The sequence below is a fragment of the Pseudaminobacter soli (ex Li et al. 2025) genome, from assembly GCF_029892515.1.
In the GTDB taxonomy this organism is placed as follows: domain Bacteria; phylum Pseudomonadota; class Alphaproteobacteria; order Rhizobiales; family Rhizobiaceae; genus Pseudaminobacter; species Pseudaminobacter soli_A.
The window spans coordinates 86820-103755 of record NZ_JARXVF010000008.1 but is presented as its reverse complement, the minus strand read 5'-3'; the positions used below and the strand labels follow the sequence as shown (position 1 = coordinate 103755).

Here is a 16936-nt window from a genome sequence, read left to right as displayed (position 1 = left end):
TTGGTGCTCGAGGTTCATGTCGCCGGCCCCGGCCAGAAGGTGCCTGGCGCCATTTCCCTGGCCTGGCCGACCAGCTTTGCGCCGCCGATTTCGGCCAGCACGCGGTAGAGCGTTGCTGCGTCCGTCTGCTCCTCGACGATCGGCCGGTTCGGAATGCCCTCGCGGTAGCGGTCGCGGAGTATTTCCAGTTCCTTGCCCTCGGCCCTGATCAGTGGCGCAAGTCGCAGCCATTCCTCGTCGGAGGTCGCGAGCAGCTTCTTGGCGGCGGCCGATGCTTTTGTGAAGCCGGCGACGGCCTGCGGATTTTCGCGCGCCCATTTGTCGTGGAAGACGTAGCCGATCGCGGCGACCGGACCTTTCGCGCCGAGCGCCTTGGCCGCGTCGCTTGCGCCGACGAGGCGGCGGAATCCGTTGGCCTCGAGGCGGGCGCAGAAATGCCAATAGTTCAGAACGGCATCGAGCTCGCCCTGCACGGCCTTTTCGGACATCAGCGGGGGCGCGCCGAAGACGATTTCGTTGCGGGCGGGAAGATCGATGTCGTAATCGCGGCGGAACATGGCCTGCAAGAGCAGCCAGCTCTTGTCGAGCGGGCCGCCGGCGACGCCGATCTTGCGGTCGACCAGATCGATGGGGGCGCGAATGGGCGAAGCATCCTTGACCATGATCGCGCCGAGCGCCGTCGAATAGGGCACCAGCGTCACGTCGTCGCCCGAAGAGCGCTGACGCGAAACCCAGAGCCAGTCGGCCACGATGAGATCGATGTCTCCGGCCAGCATCGCGACATTGGTGGCGTCCTCGCCGGCGAAGTTGACGACTTCCAGGTCGATGCCGTTCTGGGCGTCGAGGCCATGGTGCTTGATCGTATCCAGCTCCCAGCTGACCGTGCCGAATTTGAGGACGCCGATACGAACCTTGCCGGACGCGGCCGCGAGGGTGCCTGCGACTGGCATCGTCGCCAGCGTCAGGCCCATCAGGCGGATCACATTGCGTCGCGAAATCACCATGACGTTTCCTCTCCGGGATAGGTGGCCGCAACGGCGGCGATCAGATCGACTTCTCCTTTTTCGGGAATGCACATGTCCAACGCACCACCGTAAAAGTGGGGTGCTCTCCCACCCATTTGGCGATCTGGGGCTGGGCGAGCACGATGCACTGGTTCAGCGAGCCGAGGCTCTCGAAATAGAGATGCTCGTCCTGACAATGGGTGGGATTGGCGGTCAGACAGACCGTCAGGATGAGATCAACCAAATTCATATCAGCACCATTTGCCGCTCTTCGGCGCCAGCGAAATCGAACCCGGTTCGGCTGTCCCGTGCCGGCGGCCGATCAAGCGATTGATATGTTTCCCCAAGGTGCCGTTGGGGAAATGCTGAGGGAAGGCTACGCGCTCGCTCAAATCGCGTCAACAAGGGCGCCCGCCGGCCTTGCTCGGCTACTTTGGCCGCACCTTCGTATGATTGACTTCCGCTGCGCCGGGTCTAGCTTTCGCAGCGCGGGGCGGACCCGAAAATAGAGTCGTCGGTCGTCCGTTCCACCCGCTAAATTTTACGTGCCGGCGGGGAAAGAAACGGCACGGTCCAGGGCACCCCGACGCTCAAAGAGGAAACGCCATGCGCTCTATCGCTTTTCTGCTAGCCATTTCCGCCACCAGTTTGCTGGTCTCCCATGCTCAAGCCCAGGACGCCACCGCTGGCGAGAAGGTCTTCACCAAGTGCAAGGCCTGCCATGTCGCCGATCAGGACCAGAACCGGGTCGGCCCGTCGCTCATGAACGTCATCGGCCGCACGGCGGGAACCCATCCGAACTTTCAGTATTCGTCGGCCATGAAAGAGGCGGGACAGAAAGGGCTTGTTTGGAGCAACGAGACCCTGACGACGTATCTGAAAGATCCCAAGGGGATGGTGAAGGGCACCAAGATGGCCTTTGCTGGCCTGAAGGATGACAAGGACATCGCCGACGTCATTGCCTATCTGGATCAGTTCTCCAAAAAGTAAGCAGGAACAATATTTTGCGATGACGGGCTCCCGGATCGATTCCGGGAGTTCGAGCTTTGCGTCACGCGGCCCGGCGCAATGCCTGAAGGGCGGCCGGCAGATCGAACAGGCTGTTGCAGACGAGGTCTGCACCCAACTCCTCCACCGGCACCTGCGTGTAGCCGCCGCGTATCAGCACGGCGGGAACGCCGGCGGCGTGCGCCGAGCCGACATCGGCCTTGCTGTCGCCCACCATGATGGCATCGGCGGGGTCGACTCTCAGCCGTTCGAGAGCCAGAAGCAGCAAATCCGGGGCCGGCTTCTTGTGGCTCACCGCATCGCCGCCGACGATTGCGCCGAGCATGTCGACAAGGCCGAAATGCAACAGCACCTCTCGTGCGGCCCGCTGCGGCTTGTTGGTCGCGACCGCCATGGCAATGCCCATCAGATGGAATTGCGCCAGCGCCTCGCGGGCGCCGGGCATCAACCGGCTGCGGGCGGTGAGATGGCGCAGATAGATCGGCGTCATCTCCTGAACGACGTCCTCTAGCGCCTTGCCCAGCATCGGTGCGCCGGATGCGGCGAAGGCGCGCTCGACCAGCTTCGGCATGCCGTCGCCGACCATGGCGGTAACTTTCTCGACGCTGAAGGGCTGCAAGTGATGCGCAGCCAGAAGTTCGTTCACCGCCGCCGTGATGTCGGGCGCTGAATCGATCAGGGTGCCGTCGAGGTCGAACAGGATCGCCTTGGGCATGGAGACGAGGGGCGTAGCACTGCTGGCGGTCATGCAGCATCCTTCCATTTGATCGAGCAGCCGATTGACGCGATCTGGTCGCGAGGGCCTTCGCCAGTGCGGGCCACCTGCTTCATCCCTTCGAAGAGGTCGCGGCGCAGATCCGGCGTGCCCGTCTCCTTGCGCGAGGCATCGATGCGTCCGCGGTATTGCAGCTTCATGTCCTTGTTGAGACCGAAGAAATCGGGTGTGCAGGCGGCGCCGTAGGCGCGCGCGACCGACTGGTCCTCGTCGTAGAGATAGGGAAATGCGAAATGGTGGTCAGCGGCGAACAGCTTCATGTTCTCGAAGGAATCTTCCGGATAGGCCGCGGCGTCGTTGCAACTGATGGCCACGAAGCCGATGCCTTCAGCCTTCAGATCCTCCGCGTCACGCACGATGCGCGAGATGACCGCTCTGACATAGGGGCAATGGTTGCAGATGAAGGCGACGACCAGGCCATTGGGACCGGCCTGGCCGAAGATGGAATGCTGCTTGCCGTCCACGCCCGGAAGGGTGGCGTCGACGGCCGGCCAGCCGAAATCGCAAACGGGCGGAATGGCTGCCATCGCATCTCCCCTTTTTCGGCCGGTCAGGCCGCCTTGCGCTGCGCGCCGTCGCCGGCGGCCCGTATCGCGGCGATGTTCCTGGCATAGGCCTCCGGCGTGCCGCCCTTGAACACTGCCGAACCCGCCACCAGCACATTGGCGCCGGCGGCCGTGACCAGCGGCGCGGTTTCGGGCGTCACACCACCGTCGATCTCGATGTCGATCGGCCGGTTGCCGATCAACGCCTTGACGCGCTTCACCTTCTCCACCACGGCCGGAATGAAGGCCTGGCCGCCGAAGCCGGGGTTGACCGTCATCAACAGCACGAGGTCCAGCCGGTCGAGCACATATTCGATGGCGCTTTCGGGCGTCGACGGGTTGAGCGAGACGCCGGCCTTCTTGCCGAGGTTCTTGATCGCCTGCAGCGAGCGGTCGAGATGCGGGCCGGCCTCGGCATGCACCGTGATGATGTCGCAACCGGCATCGGCGAAGGCCGCCAGATAGGCATCGGCGGGCGCGATCATCAGGTGGCAGTCGAACACCTTGTCGGTACGATTGCGGATCGCCTTGATGACCTGCGGGCCAAAGGTGATGTTGGGCACGAAATGGCCGTCCATGACGTCGAGATGGATCCAGTCGGCGCCGGCGGCTGCCACGGCCTCGACTTCCTCGCCAAGGCGGGAGAAATCGGCCGACAGGACCGAAGGGGCGATCAGGGTTTTTGCGCTCATGGGTGGGCAGCCTCGCTCCTGGGCTTGATGCCGAACACCCGGCTTGCCGTGATGTCCTCAGCCGAGATAGTCGACAGGGCGTTTGCGTCAAGCGGCCCTTTCGAGGTTTCGAACAGGCGATTGGCCTGCCTCAGCCTAGCCCGGTCGAGTGCGTTGCGGATCGAGCGCGCATTGGCAAAATGCGGCTGCTCGCGCCGCCGCGCAATGTACTGCGTCAGCGCTCCCGTGGCGGGCTGGTCGAGATGATAGTTCTGTTTTTCGAGCATCTTCCTTGCGATCTCGAGAAGCTCCCCGTCCGTATAGTCGGGGAAATCGATGTGGTGCGCAATGCGTGAGCGGAAGCCGGGGTTACTTTCGAAGAAGCGATCCATGCGCTGGGCGTAGCCGGCGAGGATCACGACAAGGTCGTCGCGCTGGTTTTCCATGACCTGGAGCAGGATCTCGATCGCCTCCTGTCCGTAGTCGCGCTCGTTCTCCGGGCGATAGAGGTAGTAGGCCTCGTCGATGAACAGCACCCCGCCCATCGCCTTTTTCAGGATCTCCTTGGTCTTGGGAGCGGTGTGGCCGATGTATTGGCCGACGAGATCGTCGCGGGTGACCGAGACGAGGTGGCCCTTGCGGATATAGCCGAGGCGGTGCAGCAGGTCGGCCATGCGCAGCGCCACCGTGGTCTTGCCGGTACCGGGATTGCCGGTGAAGCTCATATGCAGCGTCGGCGTCTCATGGGCGAGGCCCATGCGCTTGCGCGCGCGCTCCACCAGAAGCAGGGCGGCAGTCTCGCGGATGCGCTTCTTGACTGGGGCAAGACCGATCAGGTCGCGGTCTAGTTCGGCCAGCACGTCCTTGACGCCCGAGCTTTCGAACTCCTCGCGCAGGTCGATCGCCGAGGGGATTTCCGAGGCAGGGGTTTCGGGTTCGGCTGTTGCGGACATGGGAGCTCTCGATCTGCTGGTGCATTTCTATGCGGCAATGGCGACGCTTCATCTCCTCTCCCCAGCGGGGAGAGGGTGGCTTGCGAAGCAACCGGGTGAGGGGGATCACCCGTATCTGCTGCCCGCGGGCTTGTCCGCCGCGTAGGGCTTGGTCGTGTAGCGGATCCTGCGGCCGTCCGTTTCCTGCCGCTCGAGACGGAAGCCGGGCTCGTCGGTTGGGCGGTTGACGATGAAGGACAGTTTCACCGACTCCCAGCCATGGCTGGCGTCGAAGGCGACGACGCGGATGTAGCGGTCGCCATAGACCTTGCGGCAGTCCTTCAGCTCCATGATCAGAGCCGCCGCATCGGGATTGTCGAACATCGGGTGGCCCCACATGTCCCAATAGGTGTTGCGGGGGTGCGGGTCGTCGGTGAATTCGAGGCTGACGGCCCAGCCATTGTCGATGCAGTACTGCACCTGCGCGTGGATCTGGTCGTCGGTGAGGTCGGGCAGGAAGGAGAAGGCTCCCTGTGTGATGCGCATGGTCTGATCTCCTTATTCGGCTGCCGTCGCCACCGGCACGAAGTCCGGCGTATCGGTCGAGGCGTAGTTGAAGGTCACGTCCTTCCAGGTTTCGAGCGCCTGCTTGAGCGGCAGGCAGGTCTTGGCGGCGTCCTGCAAGATCTGCGGGCCCTCGCGCATGATGTCGCGACCCTCATTGCGGGCGAGGATCATGCATTCGAGCGCGACGCGGTTGGCGGTGGCGCCGGCCGCAATGCCCATCGGATGGCCGATCGTGCCGCCGCCGAACTGCAGCACCACGTCCTCGCCCAGTAGAGTGAGAAGCTGGTGCATCTGGCCGGCATGAATGCCGCCCGAGGCCACCGGCATCAGCTTGTTGAGCGAGGCCCAATCCTGGTCGAAGAAGATGCCGTTCTCCAGCCGCATGGGAACAAACTCCTCGCGGCAGATGTCGTAGTAGCCATGGGTGGTCGCCGGATCGCCTTCCAGCTTGCCCACCACCGTGCCGGCGTGGATGTGGTCGACGCCCGCGAGCCGCATCCACTTGGCGATGACGCGGAAGGAAACGCCGTGGTTCTTCTGGCGCGTATAGGTCGAGTGGCCTGCGCGGTGCAGGTGCAGGATCATGTCGTTGCGGCGCGCCCACTTGGCCATGGACTGGATGGCCGTGTAGCCGATGACCAGGTCGATCATGACGATGTTGGAGCCGAGTTCCTTGGCGAAGTCGGCGCGCTCGTACATGTCCTCCATGGTGGCGGCGGTGACGTTGAGATAGGTGCCCTTGATCTCGCCGGTTTCGGACTGCGCCTTGTTGACGGCCTCCATGCACCACAGGAAGCGGTCGCGCCAATGCATGAAGGGCTGCGAGTTGATGTTCTCGTCGTCCTTGGTGAAGTCGAGCCCACCCTTCAGCGCCTCATAGACCACGCGGCCATAGTTGCGGCCCGACAGGCCGAGCTTGGGCTTGACGGTGGCGCCGAGCAGAGGGCGGCCGAACTTGTCTAGGCGCTCGCGCTCGACGACAATGCCGGTGGCCGGACCCTGAAAAGTCTTCACATAGGCGACGGGCAGGCGCATGTCTTCGAGCCGCAGTGCCTTGAGCGGCTTGAAGCCGAAGACATTGCCGATGATCGAGGCAGTGAGATTGGCGATCGAGCCGGGCTCGAACAGGTCGAGATCGTAGGCGATGTAGGCGAAATACTGGCCCGGCGTGTTGGGCACAGGGTCGACCCGATAGGCCTTGGCGCGATACTTTTCCGAAGCCGTCAGCCGGTCGGTCCAGACCACGGTCCAGGTCGCCGTCGAGCTTTCGCCCGCCACTGCCGCTGCCGCCTCGATCGGATCGACACCGTCCTGCGGCGTGATGCGGAAGAGGGCGATGACGTCGGTGTCCTTCGGCTCGTAGTCGGGCTCCCAATAGCCCATCTTCTTGTATTGCATGACACCGGATCTGTAGCGTTCCGCTCCAGTTACGGTTTCGGACTTGTCGGCCATGGCTGGTGGTCCTTTCTTGATTTCGGTTCGGGCGGCCGATCAGGCGGCCTTGGAGGGAGCAATGTGCGGGTCTAGCTTGCCGGAGACGTAGCGCTTGGCCATCTCGTCCATGGAGACGACCCTGATCTTCGCAGCATTGCCGGCGGTGCCGAAGCGCTCGAAACGATCGCGGCAGAGGTCGCGCATGGCGTCCATCGCCGGTTTCAGAAACTTACGCGGGTCGAACTCGCTCGGGTTCTCCATGGCGATGCGGCGGAACTGGCCCGTCATGGCCATGCGGCAGTCGGTGTCGATGTTGACCTTGCGCACGCCATGGCGGATGCCGCGCACGATCTCTTCCACCGGCACGCCGTAGGTCTGGGGCATCTCGCCGCCATATTTGTTGATGACGTCCTGCAGTTCCTGCGGCACGGAGGACGAACCGTGCATCACCAGATGCGTGTTGGGCAGCTTGCGGTGGATCTCCTCGATCACCCGCATGGCGAGGATTTCGCCGTCGGGCTTGCGGGTGAACTTGTAGGCGCCGTGTGAGGTGCCGCAGGCGATGGCCAGGGCGTCGACCTTGGTGCGGGCGACGAAATCCACCGCCTGGTCGGGGTCGGTCAGCAACTGGTCGTGCGACAGGGTGCCTTCCGCGCCGTGGCCGTCTTCGGCCTCTCCGTGGCCGGTCTCCAGCGAGCCGAGCACGCCGAGCTCGCCCTCGACGGAGGCGCCGACCCAATGGGCCACACGGGCGACGCGCTCTGTGATTGCGACATTGTAATCGTAGCTCGCGGGCGTCTTGGCGTCCGCCTCCAGCGAGCCGTCCATCATCACCGAAGTGAAGCCGTGGCGGATGGCGGTGAGGCAGGTCGCTTCGCTATTGCCGTGGTCCTGGTGCATGCAGACCGGGATTTCGGGATAGATCTCGGCCAGCGCGTCGATCATCTTGGCCAGCATGATGTCGTTGGCGTAGGAGCGGGCGCCGCGCGAGGCCTGGATGATGACCGGCGCGTCACATGCCTTGGCCGCCTCCATGATGGCGAGGCCCTGTTCCATGTTGTTGATGTTGAATGCCGGCACGCCGTAACCATGTTCGGCGGCGTGATCGAGCAATTGCCTCAGCGTGATGCGCGCCATCTCTGCTCCTTTCAGTCGATGAGTTCGAGGGCCGCGCCTGCGACCGCTTCGGGCGTAATGTTGAAGTGGCGGTAGAGATCGGGGGCCGGGGCACTTGCGCCAAAGCCGGTCATGCCCACGAAGGCGCCGTTCTCGCCGATCCAGTGGTCCCAGCCGTGGCGCGCGGCGGCCTCGACGGCCACGCGCGGGACGTTGCCCAGCACGGATTTGCGGTAGGTCGCGTCCTGCGCCTCGAACAGCTCCCAGCAGGGCATGGAAACCACGGCCGCCTCTACGCCATGATCGGTCCTCAGCTTCTCGGCGGCGGCTACCGCTATCTCGACCTCCGAACCGGTGGCGATCAGCGTCACCGCGCGCGGGCCTTGGGTGTCGCGCAGGATGTAGGCGCCGCGTGCGGAGAGGTTTTCGGGCGTGTATGCCTCGCGCAGCATCGGCAGGTTCTGGCGAGACAGCACGAGCACGCTTGGCCGGTCCGTCGTCTTCAGTGCCAGTTCCCAGCACTCGGCCGTTTCGATGATGTCGGCCGGGCGCAGGACGTTCAGATGCGGCGTGGCGCGCAGCATCGACAGGTGCTCGATCGGCTGGTGCGTCGGGCCATCCTCGCCGAGGCCGATGGAGTCGTGCGTCATGACATAGATGACGCGCTTGCCCATCAGTGCAGACAGCCGCATGGCGCCGCGCGCATAGTCGGTGAAGCACAGGAAGGTGCCGCCATAGGGCACGAAGCCGCCATGCAGGGCGATGCCGTTCATGGCCGCGGCCATGCCGTGCTCGCGGATGCCGTAGTGCACATAATCGCCGGAATAGTCGCCGGCGACGACGTTGGTCATGCCCTTGGTCAGCGTCAGGTTGGAGCCGGTGAGGTCGGCCGAGCCGCCGACCATGAGGTCGGTTGCGCCGTTGATGGCCCCAAGTGCCATCTCGGAGGCCTTGCGGGTGGCGACCTTGGTGGCCTTCTCGATATGCTCTTTGCGCAGAGCGTCCAGCGCCTCGAAGACCGAAGCGGGAAGGTTACCGGCAATAGCCGTCTCGAAGGCTTCGCGCCGCGGAGACGCTGCAAGCCTTGCCTCCCACTCCCGGCGCGCGTCTGCGCCACGCTTGGCCGTCGCACGCCATGCGGCCAGAATCTCGTCGGGCACGACGAAGGGTGGCCAGGGCCAGCCGATGTTCTCGCGCGTGGCGGCGACTTCGGCTTCGCCGAGCGCCGCGCCATGGGTTTTTTCGGAGCCCTGCAGGTTGGGCGCGCCCTTGCCGATTATTGTGCGGCAGGCGATCAGCGAGGGCCGGTCGGAGCCGCGCGCATGCTCGATTGCCGCGGCAACGGCCTCCATGTCATGGCCGTCGACCTCCTGCACGTCCCAGCCTGCCGCCCCGAAGCGCGCGGGCTGGTCCACCGATGTCGCCAGCGAAGTCGGGCCGTCGATGGAAATCGAGTTGTTGTCCCAGAAGACGATCAGGCGGTCGAGCTTCAGATGGCCGGCAAGATCGATGGCCTCGTGGCTGATGCCCTCCATCAGGCAGCCGTCGCCAGCAATCACATAGGTATAGTGGTCGACAAGCTCCCTGCCGAAGCGGGCGGCCAGCATGTGTTCGGCCAACGCCATGCCGACGGAGTTCGCGAGGCCCTGGCCGAGCGGGCCGGTGGTGGTCTCGATGCCTGGGGCATGGCTGTATTCGGGGTGGCCTGCGGTACGGCTGCCGAGCTGGCGGAAGTTCTGCAACTGCTCGATCGTCATGTCGGGATAGCCGGTCAGATAGAGCAGCGAATAGAGCAGCATCGAACCGTGGCCGGCCGAGAGTACGAAGCGGTCGCGGTCCGGCCAGTGGGGGGCCGATGGATCGAACTTGATGAAGCGGCCGAACAGAACGGTAGCCACGTCGGCCATGCCCATCGGCATGCCGGGGTGGCCGGAATTGGCCTTCTGCACGGCGTCCATGGCAAGCGCCCGGATGGCGTTGGCCATTTCCTGTTCGGAAACCGTGGCGGCTGTGGCGCCGGACTTCAAAGCGGTCTGGCTATTCATGGCATTCTCCTCACGACACGCGCTTCTTGCGCTCTATGAGTTGCAGAATGAGCGGGGTCAGGATGAGTTGCATGGCGAGGTCGAGCTTGTTGCCCGGAACCACGATGGAGTTCGCCCGCGACATGAAACTGTCGTGGATCATCGACAGCAGGTAGGGAAAATCGATGCCGCGCGGCCGGGCAAAGCGGATGACCAGCATCGACTCGTCCGGCGTCGGTATCCAGCGGGCGATGAAGGGGTTCGACGTGTCGACGATCGGCACGCGCTGGAAGTTGATGTCGGTCTGCGTGAACTGCGGGGTGATGTAGCGCACATAGTCCGGCATGCGCCGCAGGATCACGTCCATGACCGCTTCGGTGGAGTAGCCGCGCGTTGACCTGTCGCGATGGATCTTCTGGATCCATTCGAGGTTGATGACCGGAACGACGCCGATCTTGAGGTCGGCGTGGCGGGCAACATTCACCTGCTCCGTTGCCACGCAGCCATGCAGGCCTTCGTAGAACAGAAGGTCGCTTGGCGGAAACTCGCGCCAGTCGGTGAAAGTGCCCGGCTCCTGGCCATAGAGCTTGGCTTCCTCGTCGTCGTGGATGTAGGTGCGGGTGCGCCCCATACCGCGGCGGCCATATTCCTCGAAGACGGATTCCAGGATTTCGAGCTCGTTGGCCGCGATGTTGAAGTGGGTGAAGTTGGGGTTACCCTGCTTCTCCTCCTCGGCGACCTTCAGCTTCATTGCGGCGCGGTCGTAGCGGTGGAAGGCATCTCCCTCGATGAAGGCCGCTTCAATTTTCTCGCGCCGAAAAATCAGCTCGAAGATCCGCTTCACGGAGGTGGTTCCTGCGCCTGACGAACCGGTGATCGAGATGATCGGGTGCTTTGCCGACATGATTTGCTATCTCCCGATCACGCGCGGAACAGGCCGCGATTGCCGAACAGCGGCGATCTTTCGCCGATGCTGCTGGGATCGGTGTGATAGCGGGCGATCCGCGCCACCTCTCGGGAGGAGCCGAACACCAGCGGAACGCGCTGGTGGAGGCTTTGTGGCGGGATCTCAAGAATGCGGTCAACGGTGTCGGTTGCGGCGCCGCCGGCCTGTTCGATGAGGTAAGCGATCGGGTTGGCTTCATAGACGAGGCGCAGCCGCCCGTTTCCATAGCCGCGGCGCTGGTCGCCGGGATAGAGGAACACGCCGCCGCGCATCAGGATGCGGTAGCAGTCCGCCACCAACGACGCGATCCAGCGCATGTTGAAGTCGCGTTCGCGCGGGCCTTCGCTGCCCTTCATGCAGTCGTCGACATAGAGCCGCACGGCTTCGTCCCAATGGCGATAGTTGGCGGCGTTGATCGCGAATTCATGCGCGCGGGCCGGCACGATGCGGCTTTCATAGGCCTGCACGAAGGTGCCGAGCCTGGTCGACTGCACGAAGACATGGGTGCCGCTGCCCAGCGTCAGCACCAGGGCCAGTTGCGGCCCGTAGATGAAGAAGCCGGCGGCGAGCTGGTTCGTTCCTGCCTGCAAAAAAGGGGCGGCCGGATTTTGGTCCGGCGCGCCAGTTGCCGGGAGGAGCGAGAAAATCGTTCCGATCGACACGTTGGTGTCGATGTTGGAGGAGCCGTCGAGCGGGTCGACGGCGATGGCGAGCTCGGCGTCCTTGTCGAGCAAAACGGGCTGGTCCAGCTCTTCGGAGGCGTAGAGCCCGATGGGCGCGTGCCGCATGGCGTCGAGCAGGATGTCGTCGGCGAAGATGTCGAGATCCCTCTGCACGTCGCCATCGGTGTTGGCGCCGCGCGGGGCCGCGAAGGCCTTGCCGAGCGCGCCCTGGTTGATGGTGCTGCGGATCTTGGTCGCGGCCTGCGCGAGCTCATGGACCGTGGCGGCGATTGCGGCGCGGCGCGCATGGCCGCTGCCCACATATGAGTTCAAAACCGCATCGAGTGTCGCCGCCGTCATCTTTGTCCTCCTCGACCCGATCCTGCGACGACCGGGCTACCCAGCGATGAGAACAAAGCGGCTTGGGTAAGTAAATTTTAATAACTTTACTTTCTCGGTAAAAATCTTTTAGCTATGCCATGCGCAACCTGACCCTCAGACAATTCCGCGCCGTCCAGGCCATCATCGCCCATGGCAAAATCGTCAATGCCGCCAAGGTGTTGGGCCTGTCGGCTCCAGCGGTGACGATCCAGCTCAGGCAGGTGGAGGAAGAGCTCGGCATTGAGCTGTTCGACCGCACGGTCGACGGCATGCGTCCGACTGCCGCAGGCTTGGCTTTCGTAGACACCGCTCAGGCGATCGAGGAGCGGCTCAGGCTGCTGGAAGACCAGATCGACGCCATCAAGGGCGTACGCGCCGGCAGCCTGACGCTAGGGGTGGTTTCGACCGCGAAATATTTCGCGCCGCAGCTGATGGCCGCCTTCATGAAGGAGCATCCCGACATCGAGATGCGGCTGAAGATCGGCAACCGCGCCGAGACCATCGCCAATCTCAAGAACCACGATGTCGACATTGCCGTGATGGGACGGCCGGCGCGCGACGTGCCGGTCCGGGCCTCGGCCTTCGGCGACCATCCGCTGGTGATTATCGCCGCACCGGACCATCCGCTCGCCAAAGCGCGCGACATCTCCAAGGAGCGCATTGCGCGCGAGAATTTTTTGATCCGCGAGCCGGGGTCAGGGACCCGTATCTCGCTGGAGATATTCTTGAGCGAAATTCCGGGCCGGCTGGACGATCTGGGCCTGGAGATGGATTCCAACGAGACGATCAAGCAGGCGGTGATGGCGGGGCTGGGCATTGCCTTCATCTCTGCCCACACCATCGCCTTCGAGGTCGAGGCGCGCCGGCTGGTGATCCTCGACGTTGCTGGCATGCCGATCCGCCGGCAGTGGTTCGCGGTGATGCGCGCCGACCGGGCGATCTCGCCGGCCATGGCGACGTTCCACGATTTCCTGATGCGCAAGGGCGCGATGTATCTGCCCATGTTCGGCAGGCTCTATCCGGCGGCGCCGGAGCCGCTGGCTGACTGAGGACTATTTCTTCGCCGCGAGCGTGTCCGCTATCGTCTTGGAAAGCTGGTAGAGGCGCTGTTCGATCAGCGTCGGTACTTCGCACACATAGGTGAGGGATTTTACGCGTTCCTCGAAGATGCGCGTGCCCATCGCCAAGTGGTCGGTGCGCTCGGTCACCAGCTTCGGATCGGCATTCTTGTCGTCTTCCAGCGCGTCGAGTTCCGATGCTTCCTTGCGCAGATCCCCGGCCATTTCGATCTGCCTGTGGGCGTAGCGGGCGATGCCCGACATCACATGCGTGCGCTCGGCATCCATGTGCTCGAACAGGCCCTGTTCCAGCATGGTCATCTTCGACAGCAGCTGGTCCGGCGGCAGCGCGGCGGCGAAATCCTTGATCTGCGCCTGCGCATCCGCCAGCGGCAGGCGGCGTGCGGCAAGGTCGTCGACGCGCCGGGCAATGTCGGGGTCGTCCGCCCAGTTCTTCGCGGCCTCGGGCAGCTCCGGTCCGTTCCAGACCTGGGCGAGCGAGAGTTCGGGCACCTTGCGCTGCATGCAGGGCCAATCCGGATCGACATTGCCGGCGGCGAAGGACGGCCCCGCCGTCGCGAGCGCCAGAAGGACACCGGCAAGATGACAGATCGGCCGCGTTGGTTTCATCAGGCGTTTCCTCCCGTATCCTGTTTGCGGTTCATCAGGCCGCGCGAAGGGTCGTAGGCGACGATGGCGCCCGCAAGGAACAGCAGCGTGCAGCCGACAACGACGGCAAGCGAGAACCAGTCGATCTGTACGTAGAGCGCGAAGCGGATCAGCTCGACCGCGTAGGTGAAGGGGTTGAACTGGCAGATCTTGTAGAGGATCGGGCTCGATTGCTGCACGCGCCACAGCGGGTAGAGCGCCGGCGAGGCGAAATACATCGGGAAGATCACGAAGTTCATCACGCCCGAGAAATTTTCGAGCTGCTTTATCATCGACGACAGGAACATGCCGAGCGCGCAGAGCATCAGGCCCGCGAGGAACAGTGCCGGCAGTACGAACAGGTAGCCGAGCGGCGGCATCTTGATGCTGAAGAAATAGGCTACGAGCAGGAACACATAGACCTGCGCGATTGACACCGTGACGCCGGCGATCAGCTTCGAGACGAGCAGGTACCAGCGCGGGAACGGGCTGACGAGCAGCGTGCGCATGTTGCCCATCTCGCGGTCATAGACCATCGACAGCGAGGACTGCATCCCGGAGAAAAGCAGGATCATGCCGCACAGGCCTGGGGTGATGTAGACCTCGTAGAGCACATAGGTCTTGTAGGGCGGGATGATCGACACGCCGAGCACCTGGCGGAAGCCGGCGGCGAAGATCAGCAGCCACACCAGCGGCCGAACCAGCGAGGAGATAAAACGCTCGCGCTGGTTCACGAAACGCAGACCCTCGCGAACCATGATGCCCTTGAGGCAGATCAGATATTGGCGCAGGCCGAATGCCTGTGCGCTCATTGCTACGACATCGCCTTGGGCCTTTTGCGAGGGCAGGGTGCTCATGGCTCGATGTCCGTGATCTGCCGGCTGTCGATGCCGCTTAGGCGCGAGAAGGCGTCGCGAAGCGACTTTTTTCCGGTGGCTTGCACGACATCCGCGACCTTGCCTGAAGCAACGAGGCGGCCCTCGTGCAGCACCACGACCTGGTCGCCGTCCTCCACCTCGTCAATGAGGTGGGTGGCCCACAACACGCCGATGCCTTCGGTCGCCACCAGTTTGCGGATCGTGGCAAGGATGCCGGCGCGCGACTGGATGTCGAGGCCTACCGTCGCTTCGTCAAGGAGCAGCAGTGGCGGCTCATGCAGAAGCGCGCGGGCGATCTCGATGCGCCGCATCTGGCCGCCGGAGAGGCTGCGCGCCTTGTCGTGCAGGCGGTCGCTCATGCCCATCTGCTGAAGCAGTGAGTCGATGCGCTGGCGGGCCTGCCGGGCGCCGATGCCATGCAGCGAGGCGTGGTAGGAGAGGTTCTGGTAGACGCTGAGGTCGAGGTCGAGCGTGCGCGCCTGGAAGACGATGCCAAGGCGCCTCAGAGCTTCGCCGGAAGCATGCGCCACGTCGTTGCCGAAGATACGGATCGTTCCATTGCGGGCGCTGTACAGACGGCTGATCAGCGAAAAGAGGGTGGTCTTGCCGGCCCCATTCAGGCCGAGAAGCACGGTGAAGCTGGCCGGCGCGATGGTGAAGGTAACATCCGAAAGCGCGCGCTTGGAGCCGTAGGAATAGCTGACCGCGGCGACCTCGAGGGCCGCCACGCCGCCATTGCCGTCGGTCTTCACATGCTGCAAGTCGGATCGCTCCTTCCAAGTCGAGCTTAGTGCCTGCGCTGGCCGGCCTCCATTGGCCTATTTGACGGTAATGGTACCCTGCATTCCCTTGTCGACAAGGTCCGGCACGGACCAGGTGTATTTGCCCGGCCGTATCGTGTTGAACTGCACCATGATGGTGCCGGGCCTGTCGAATTCCAGCCAGGCCGGCGCGCCGTTCATGTGCACCTCGAGATCGTCGATGACGATCTGGTTGACCCAGGTGTCGCGGAATAGGTCGGTGTGGAACTTGTATTCGAAAGCCGCGCCGGACGTGATCTTCCAACGGTAGCCCTGTCCCGCGAGCAGCGTGAAGTCCTTCTGGTTCACGTCGTAGGTACCGTCCTTGGTTCCCAGGATCAGTTCCGGCAGGTTCTGGCTTGAGCGTGTCAGCTTGGGCTGATCGTCATCGTCATCCGCTTCCTGGGCCAGACCGTGCGTGGGCGGCAATGCGGCGCCCATCAGGACTGCGAAAGCGATGGCCCGATATTTCCTCATTATCCTCTCCTCCTTGCTGCGAACTGATTATTTCGGCGACACCACCACGCCCCATGGCAGGGCGCCGACGGTGACTGACTCGATCGGCTCGTCAGTGGCGACGTCGATGAAGGTGATGTCGTTGGAAATGCCGTTGGTGCTGATGATCATCTTCTGGTCGGGCGTGAAGGCGAGCTGCCACACGCGCTGGCCGACCAGCACATATTTCTCGACCTCATAGGTTTGGGCGTTCACCACCGCGACGCGATTGGCCGGGCCGAGCGCCACATAGGCCTTCTTGCCGTCGGCGGTGATGCGAATGCCGACGGGCTGAATGGCTTCGGCGCGCAGGCCCGGAATGTCGAAGGTGATCTTGTGCGTCACCTGCCGGGTGGCGTTGTCGATGATGGAGACCGTGCCGCCGACCTCTGCACTGACCCAGACCTCCGAGCCGTCCGGCTTGAACTGGGCGAAGCGCGGCCGCGAATCCACCAGCACGTTGTCGGTGATCTCATGCGTCTGGGTGTCGATGAAATGGGCCATGCTCGTCGTTTCCGACGTGTTTACCAGCGTCTTGCCATCGGGGCTGACGCCCATGCCTTCCGGCTCGACGCCGACGGGAATCTCGGCCACTACCTTCTTGGTATCGAGGTCGATGACGGTGACGAGATTGTCGTTCTCGTTGGCGACGTAGAGAACCTTGCCGTCCGGCGACAGGGTGAACAGTTCGGGGTCGGGACCTGAGGGCAGAGTGCCGACCACCTGTAGGGTGGCGGTGTCGATCACCTGTATGGTGTCGTCGTCGCTGGCGCAGAGATAGATGAACTTGCCATCGGGCGAGATGGTGATGCCGCGCGGGCGTTGCCCGACGTCCACCGTCTTGACCACTTTCATCGTCGTCGAATCGACGACGGTCATGGTGTTTTCCTTCTCGTTGGACACATAGACCATGTAGGCCGATGCCGGCGTGGCCATGAACCCGACAGCGAGGCTCGCGACCAAAAGTGCCAGTTGTCTGCGCATCCGGTACT

General features: G+C 63.6%; 19 protein-coding genes. 2 read left to right on the top strand and 17 right to left on the bottom strand.

All coding sequences use genetic code 11. From position 1 onward, the window contains the following. Window positions 1–14: 14 nt before the first annotated feature. Both M2281_RS24955 and M2281_RS24950 read right to left on the bottom strand, forming a co-directional pair. Complete coding sequence (locus M2281_RS24955) at window positions 15–1004, bottom strand: ABC transporter substrate-binding protein (protein WP_280823908.1); 990 nt, start codon at window positions 1002–1004, stop codon at window positions 15–17. Between the two features lie 40 nt (window positions 1005–1044). Further along, on the bottom strand, window positions 1045–1254 hold the full coding sequence (locus M2281_RS24950) for a hypothetical protein (protein WP_280823907.1): 210 nt from the start codon (window positions 1252–1254) through the stop codon (window positions 1045–1047). A gap of 356 nt (window positions 1255–1610) precedes the next feature. Here M2281_RS24950 and M2281_RS24945 point away from each other — a divergent pair, with 356 nt between their 5' ends. Then, on the top strand, window positions 1611–1994 hold the full coding sequence (locus tag M2281_RS24945; RefSeq protein ID WP_280823906.1) for a c-type cytochrome: 384 nt from the start codon (window positions 1611–1613) through the stop codon (window positions 1992–1994). 61 nt (window positions 1995–2055) lie between these two features. On the opposite strand, the gene gph is transcribed toward M2281_RS24945, so the two are convergent. The 10 genes from gph to M2281_RS24895 form a co-directional block, all read right to left on the bottom strand. Beyond that, window positions 2056–2760, bottom strand: a complete 705-nt coding sequence (gene gph / locus M2281_RS24940; protein ID WP_280823905.1) for a phosphoglycolate phosphatase — start codon at window positions 2758–2760, stop codon at window positions 2056–2058. After that, window positions 2757–3314 carry a thioredoxin family protein gene (locus M2281_RS24935; RefSeq protein WP_280823904.1) on the bottom strand — a complete coding sequence of 186 codons (558 nt, stop codon included), beginning with the start codon at window positions 3312–3314 and terminating at the stop codon, window positions 2757–2759. Before M2281_RS24935 ends, gph begins: the two co-directional genes overlap by 4 nt. Before the next feature lie 23 nt (window positions 3315–3337). Then, the gene (gene rpe, locus M2281_RS24930) at window positions 3338–4024 is read right to left on the bottom strand and encodes a ribulose-phosphate 3-epimerase (protein ID WP_280823903.1); all 687 of its coding nucleotides are present in this window, start codon (window positions 4022–4024) and stop codon (window positions 3338–3340) included. Continuing rightward, window positions 4021–4956: a CbbX protein gene (cbbX, locus tag M2281_RS24925; protein WP_280823902.1), complete on the bottom strand. Its 936-nt coding sequence runs from the start codon at window positions 4954–4956 to the stop codon at window positions 4021–4023. Before cbbX ends, rpe begins: the two co-directional genes overlap by 4 nt. A 105-nt stretch (window positions 4957–5061) precedes the next feature. Continuing rightward, complete coding sequence (locus tag M2281_RS24920) at window positions 5062–5481, bottom strand: ribulose bisphosphate carboxylase small subunit (RefSeq protein ID WP_280823901.1); 420 nt, start codon at window positions 5479–5481, stop codon at window positions 5062–5064. Window positions 5482–5493: 12 nt separating this feature from the next. Continuing rightward, window positions 5494–6954 (bottom strand): form I ribulose bisphosphate carboxylase large subunit, encoded by a 1461-nt coding sequence (locus tag M2281_RS24915; protein WP_280823900.1) that lies wholly within the window; start codon window positions 6952–6954, stop codon window positions 5494–5496. 39 nt (window positions 6955–6993) lie between these two features. Continuing rightward, window positions 6994–8073: a class II fructose-bisphosphate aldolase gene (gene fba, locus M2281_RS24910; RefSeq protein WP_280823899.1), complete on the bottom strand. Its 1080-nt coding sequence runs from the start codon at window positions 8071–8073 to the stop codon at window positions 6994–6996. 11 nt (window positions 8074–8084) lie between these two features. Next, window positions 8085–10097 carry a transketolase gene (gene tkt, locus M2281_RS24905; RefSeq protein WP_280823898.1) on the bottom strand — a complete coding sequence of 671 codons (2013 nt, stop codon included), beginning with the start codon at window positions 10095–10097 and terminating at the stop codon, window positions 8085–8087. Between the two features lie 10 nt (window positions 10098–10107). Next, entirely contained in the window at window positions 10108–10980 is an 873-nt protein-coding gene (locus tag M2281_RS24900) for a phosphoribulokinase (protein WP_280823897.1), read from the bottom strand. A gap of 17 nt (window positions 10981–10997) precedes the next feature. Next, window positions 10998–12044 (bottom strand): class 1 fructose-bisphosphatase, encoded by a 1047-nt coding sequence (locus M2281_RS24895; RefSeq protein ID WP_280823896.1) that lies wholly within the window; start codon window positions 12042–12044, stop codon window positions 10998–11000. Window positions 12045–12163: 119 nt separating this feature from the next. On the opposite strand from M2281_RS24895, the gene M2281_RS24890 reads away from it, so the two are divergent. Beyond that, window positions 12164–13114 (top strand): LysR family transcriptional regulator, encoded by a 951-nt coding sequence (locus tag M2281_RS24890; protein WP_280823895.1) that lies wholly within the window; start codon window positions 12164–12166, stop codon window positions 13112–13114. Between the two features lie 3 nt (window positions 13115–13117). Here M2281_RS24890 and M2281_RS24885 read toward each other — a convergent pair whose 3' ends face one another. From M2281_RS24885 to M2281_RS24865, 5 genes are read right to left on the bottom strand one after another with little or no spacing between them, the layout of a single operon-like run. Next, the gene (locus M2281_RS24885) at window positions 13118–13753 is read right to left on the bottom strand and encodes a hypothetical protein (protein ID WP_280823894.1); all 636 of its coding nucleotides are present in this window, start codon (window positions 13751–13753) and stop codon (window positions 13118–13120) included. Further along, on the bottom strand, window positions 13753–14583 hold the full coding sequence (locus M2281_RS24880) for an ABC transporter permease (RefSeq protein WP_280823975.1): 831 nt from the start codon (window positions 14581–14583) through the stop codon (window positions 13753–13755). The genes M2281_RS24885 and M2281_RS24880 overlap by 1 nt, the downstream gene beginning before the upstream one ends. Window positions 14584–14624: 41 nt before the next feature. Further along, the gene (locus M2281_RS24875) at window positions 14625–15410 is read right to left on the bottom strand and encodes an ABC transporter ATP-binding protein (RefSeq protein WP_280823893.1); all 786 of its coding nucleotides are present in this window, start codon (window positions 15408–15410) and stop codon (window positions 14625–14627) included. Between the two features lie 57 nt (window positions 15411–15467). Continuing rightward, a complete protein-coding gene (locus M2281_RS24870; RefSeq protein ID WP_280823892.1) occupies window positions 15468–15926 on the bottom strand; it encodes a hypothetical protein in 459 nt (152 codons plus the stop codon). A 27-nt stretch (window positions 15927–15953) separates the two neighbouring features. Beyond that, the gene (locus M2281_RS24865) at window positions 15954–16928 is read right to left on the bottom strand and encodes a YVTN family beta-propeller repeat protein (RefSeq protein ID WP_280823891.1); all 975 of its coding nucleotides are present in this window, start codon (window positions 16926–16928) and stop codon (window positions 15954–15956) included. Window positions 16929–16936 lie beyond the last annotated feature (8 nt).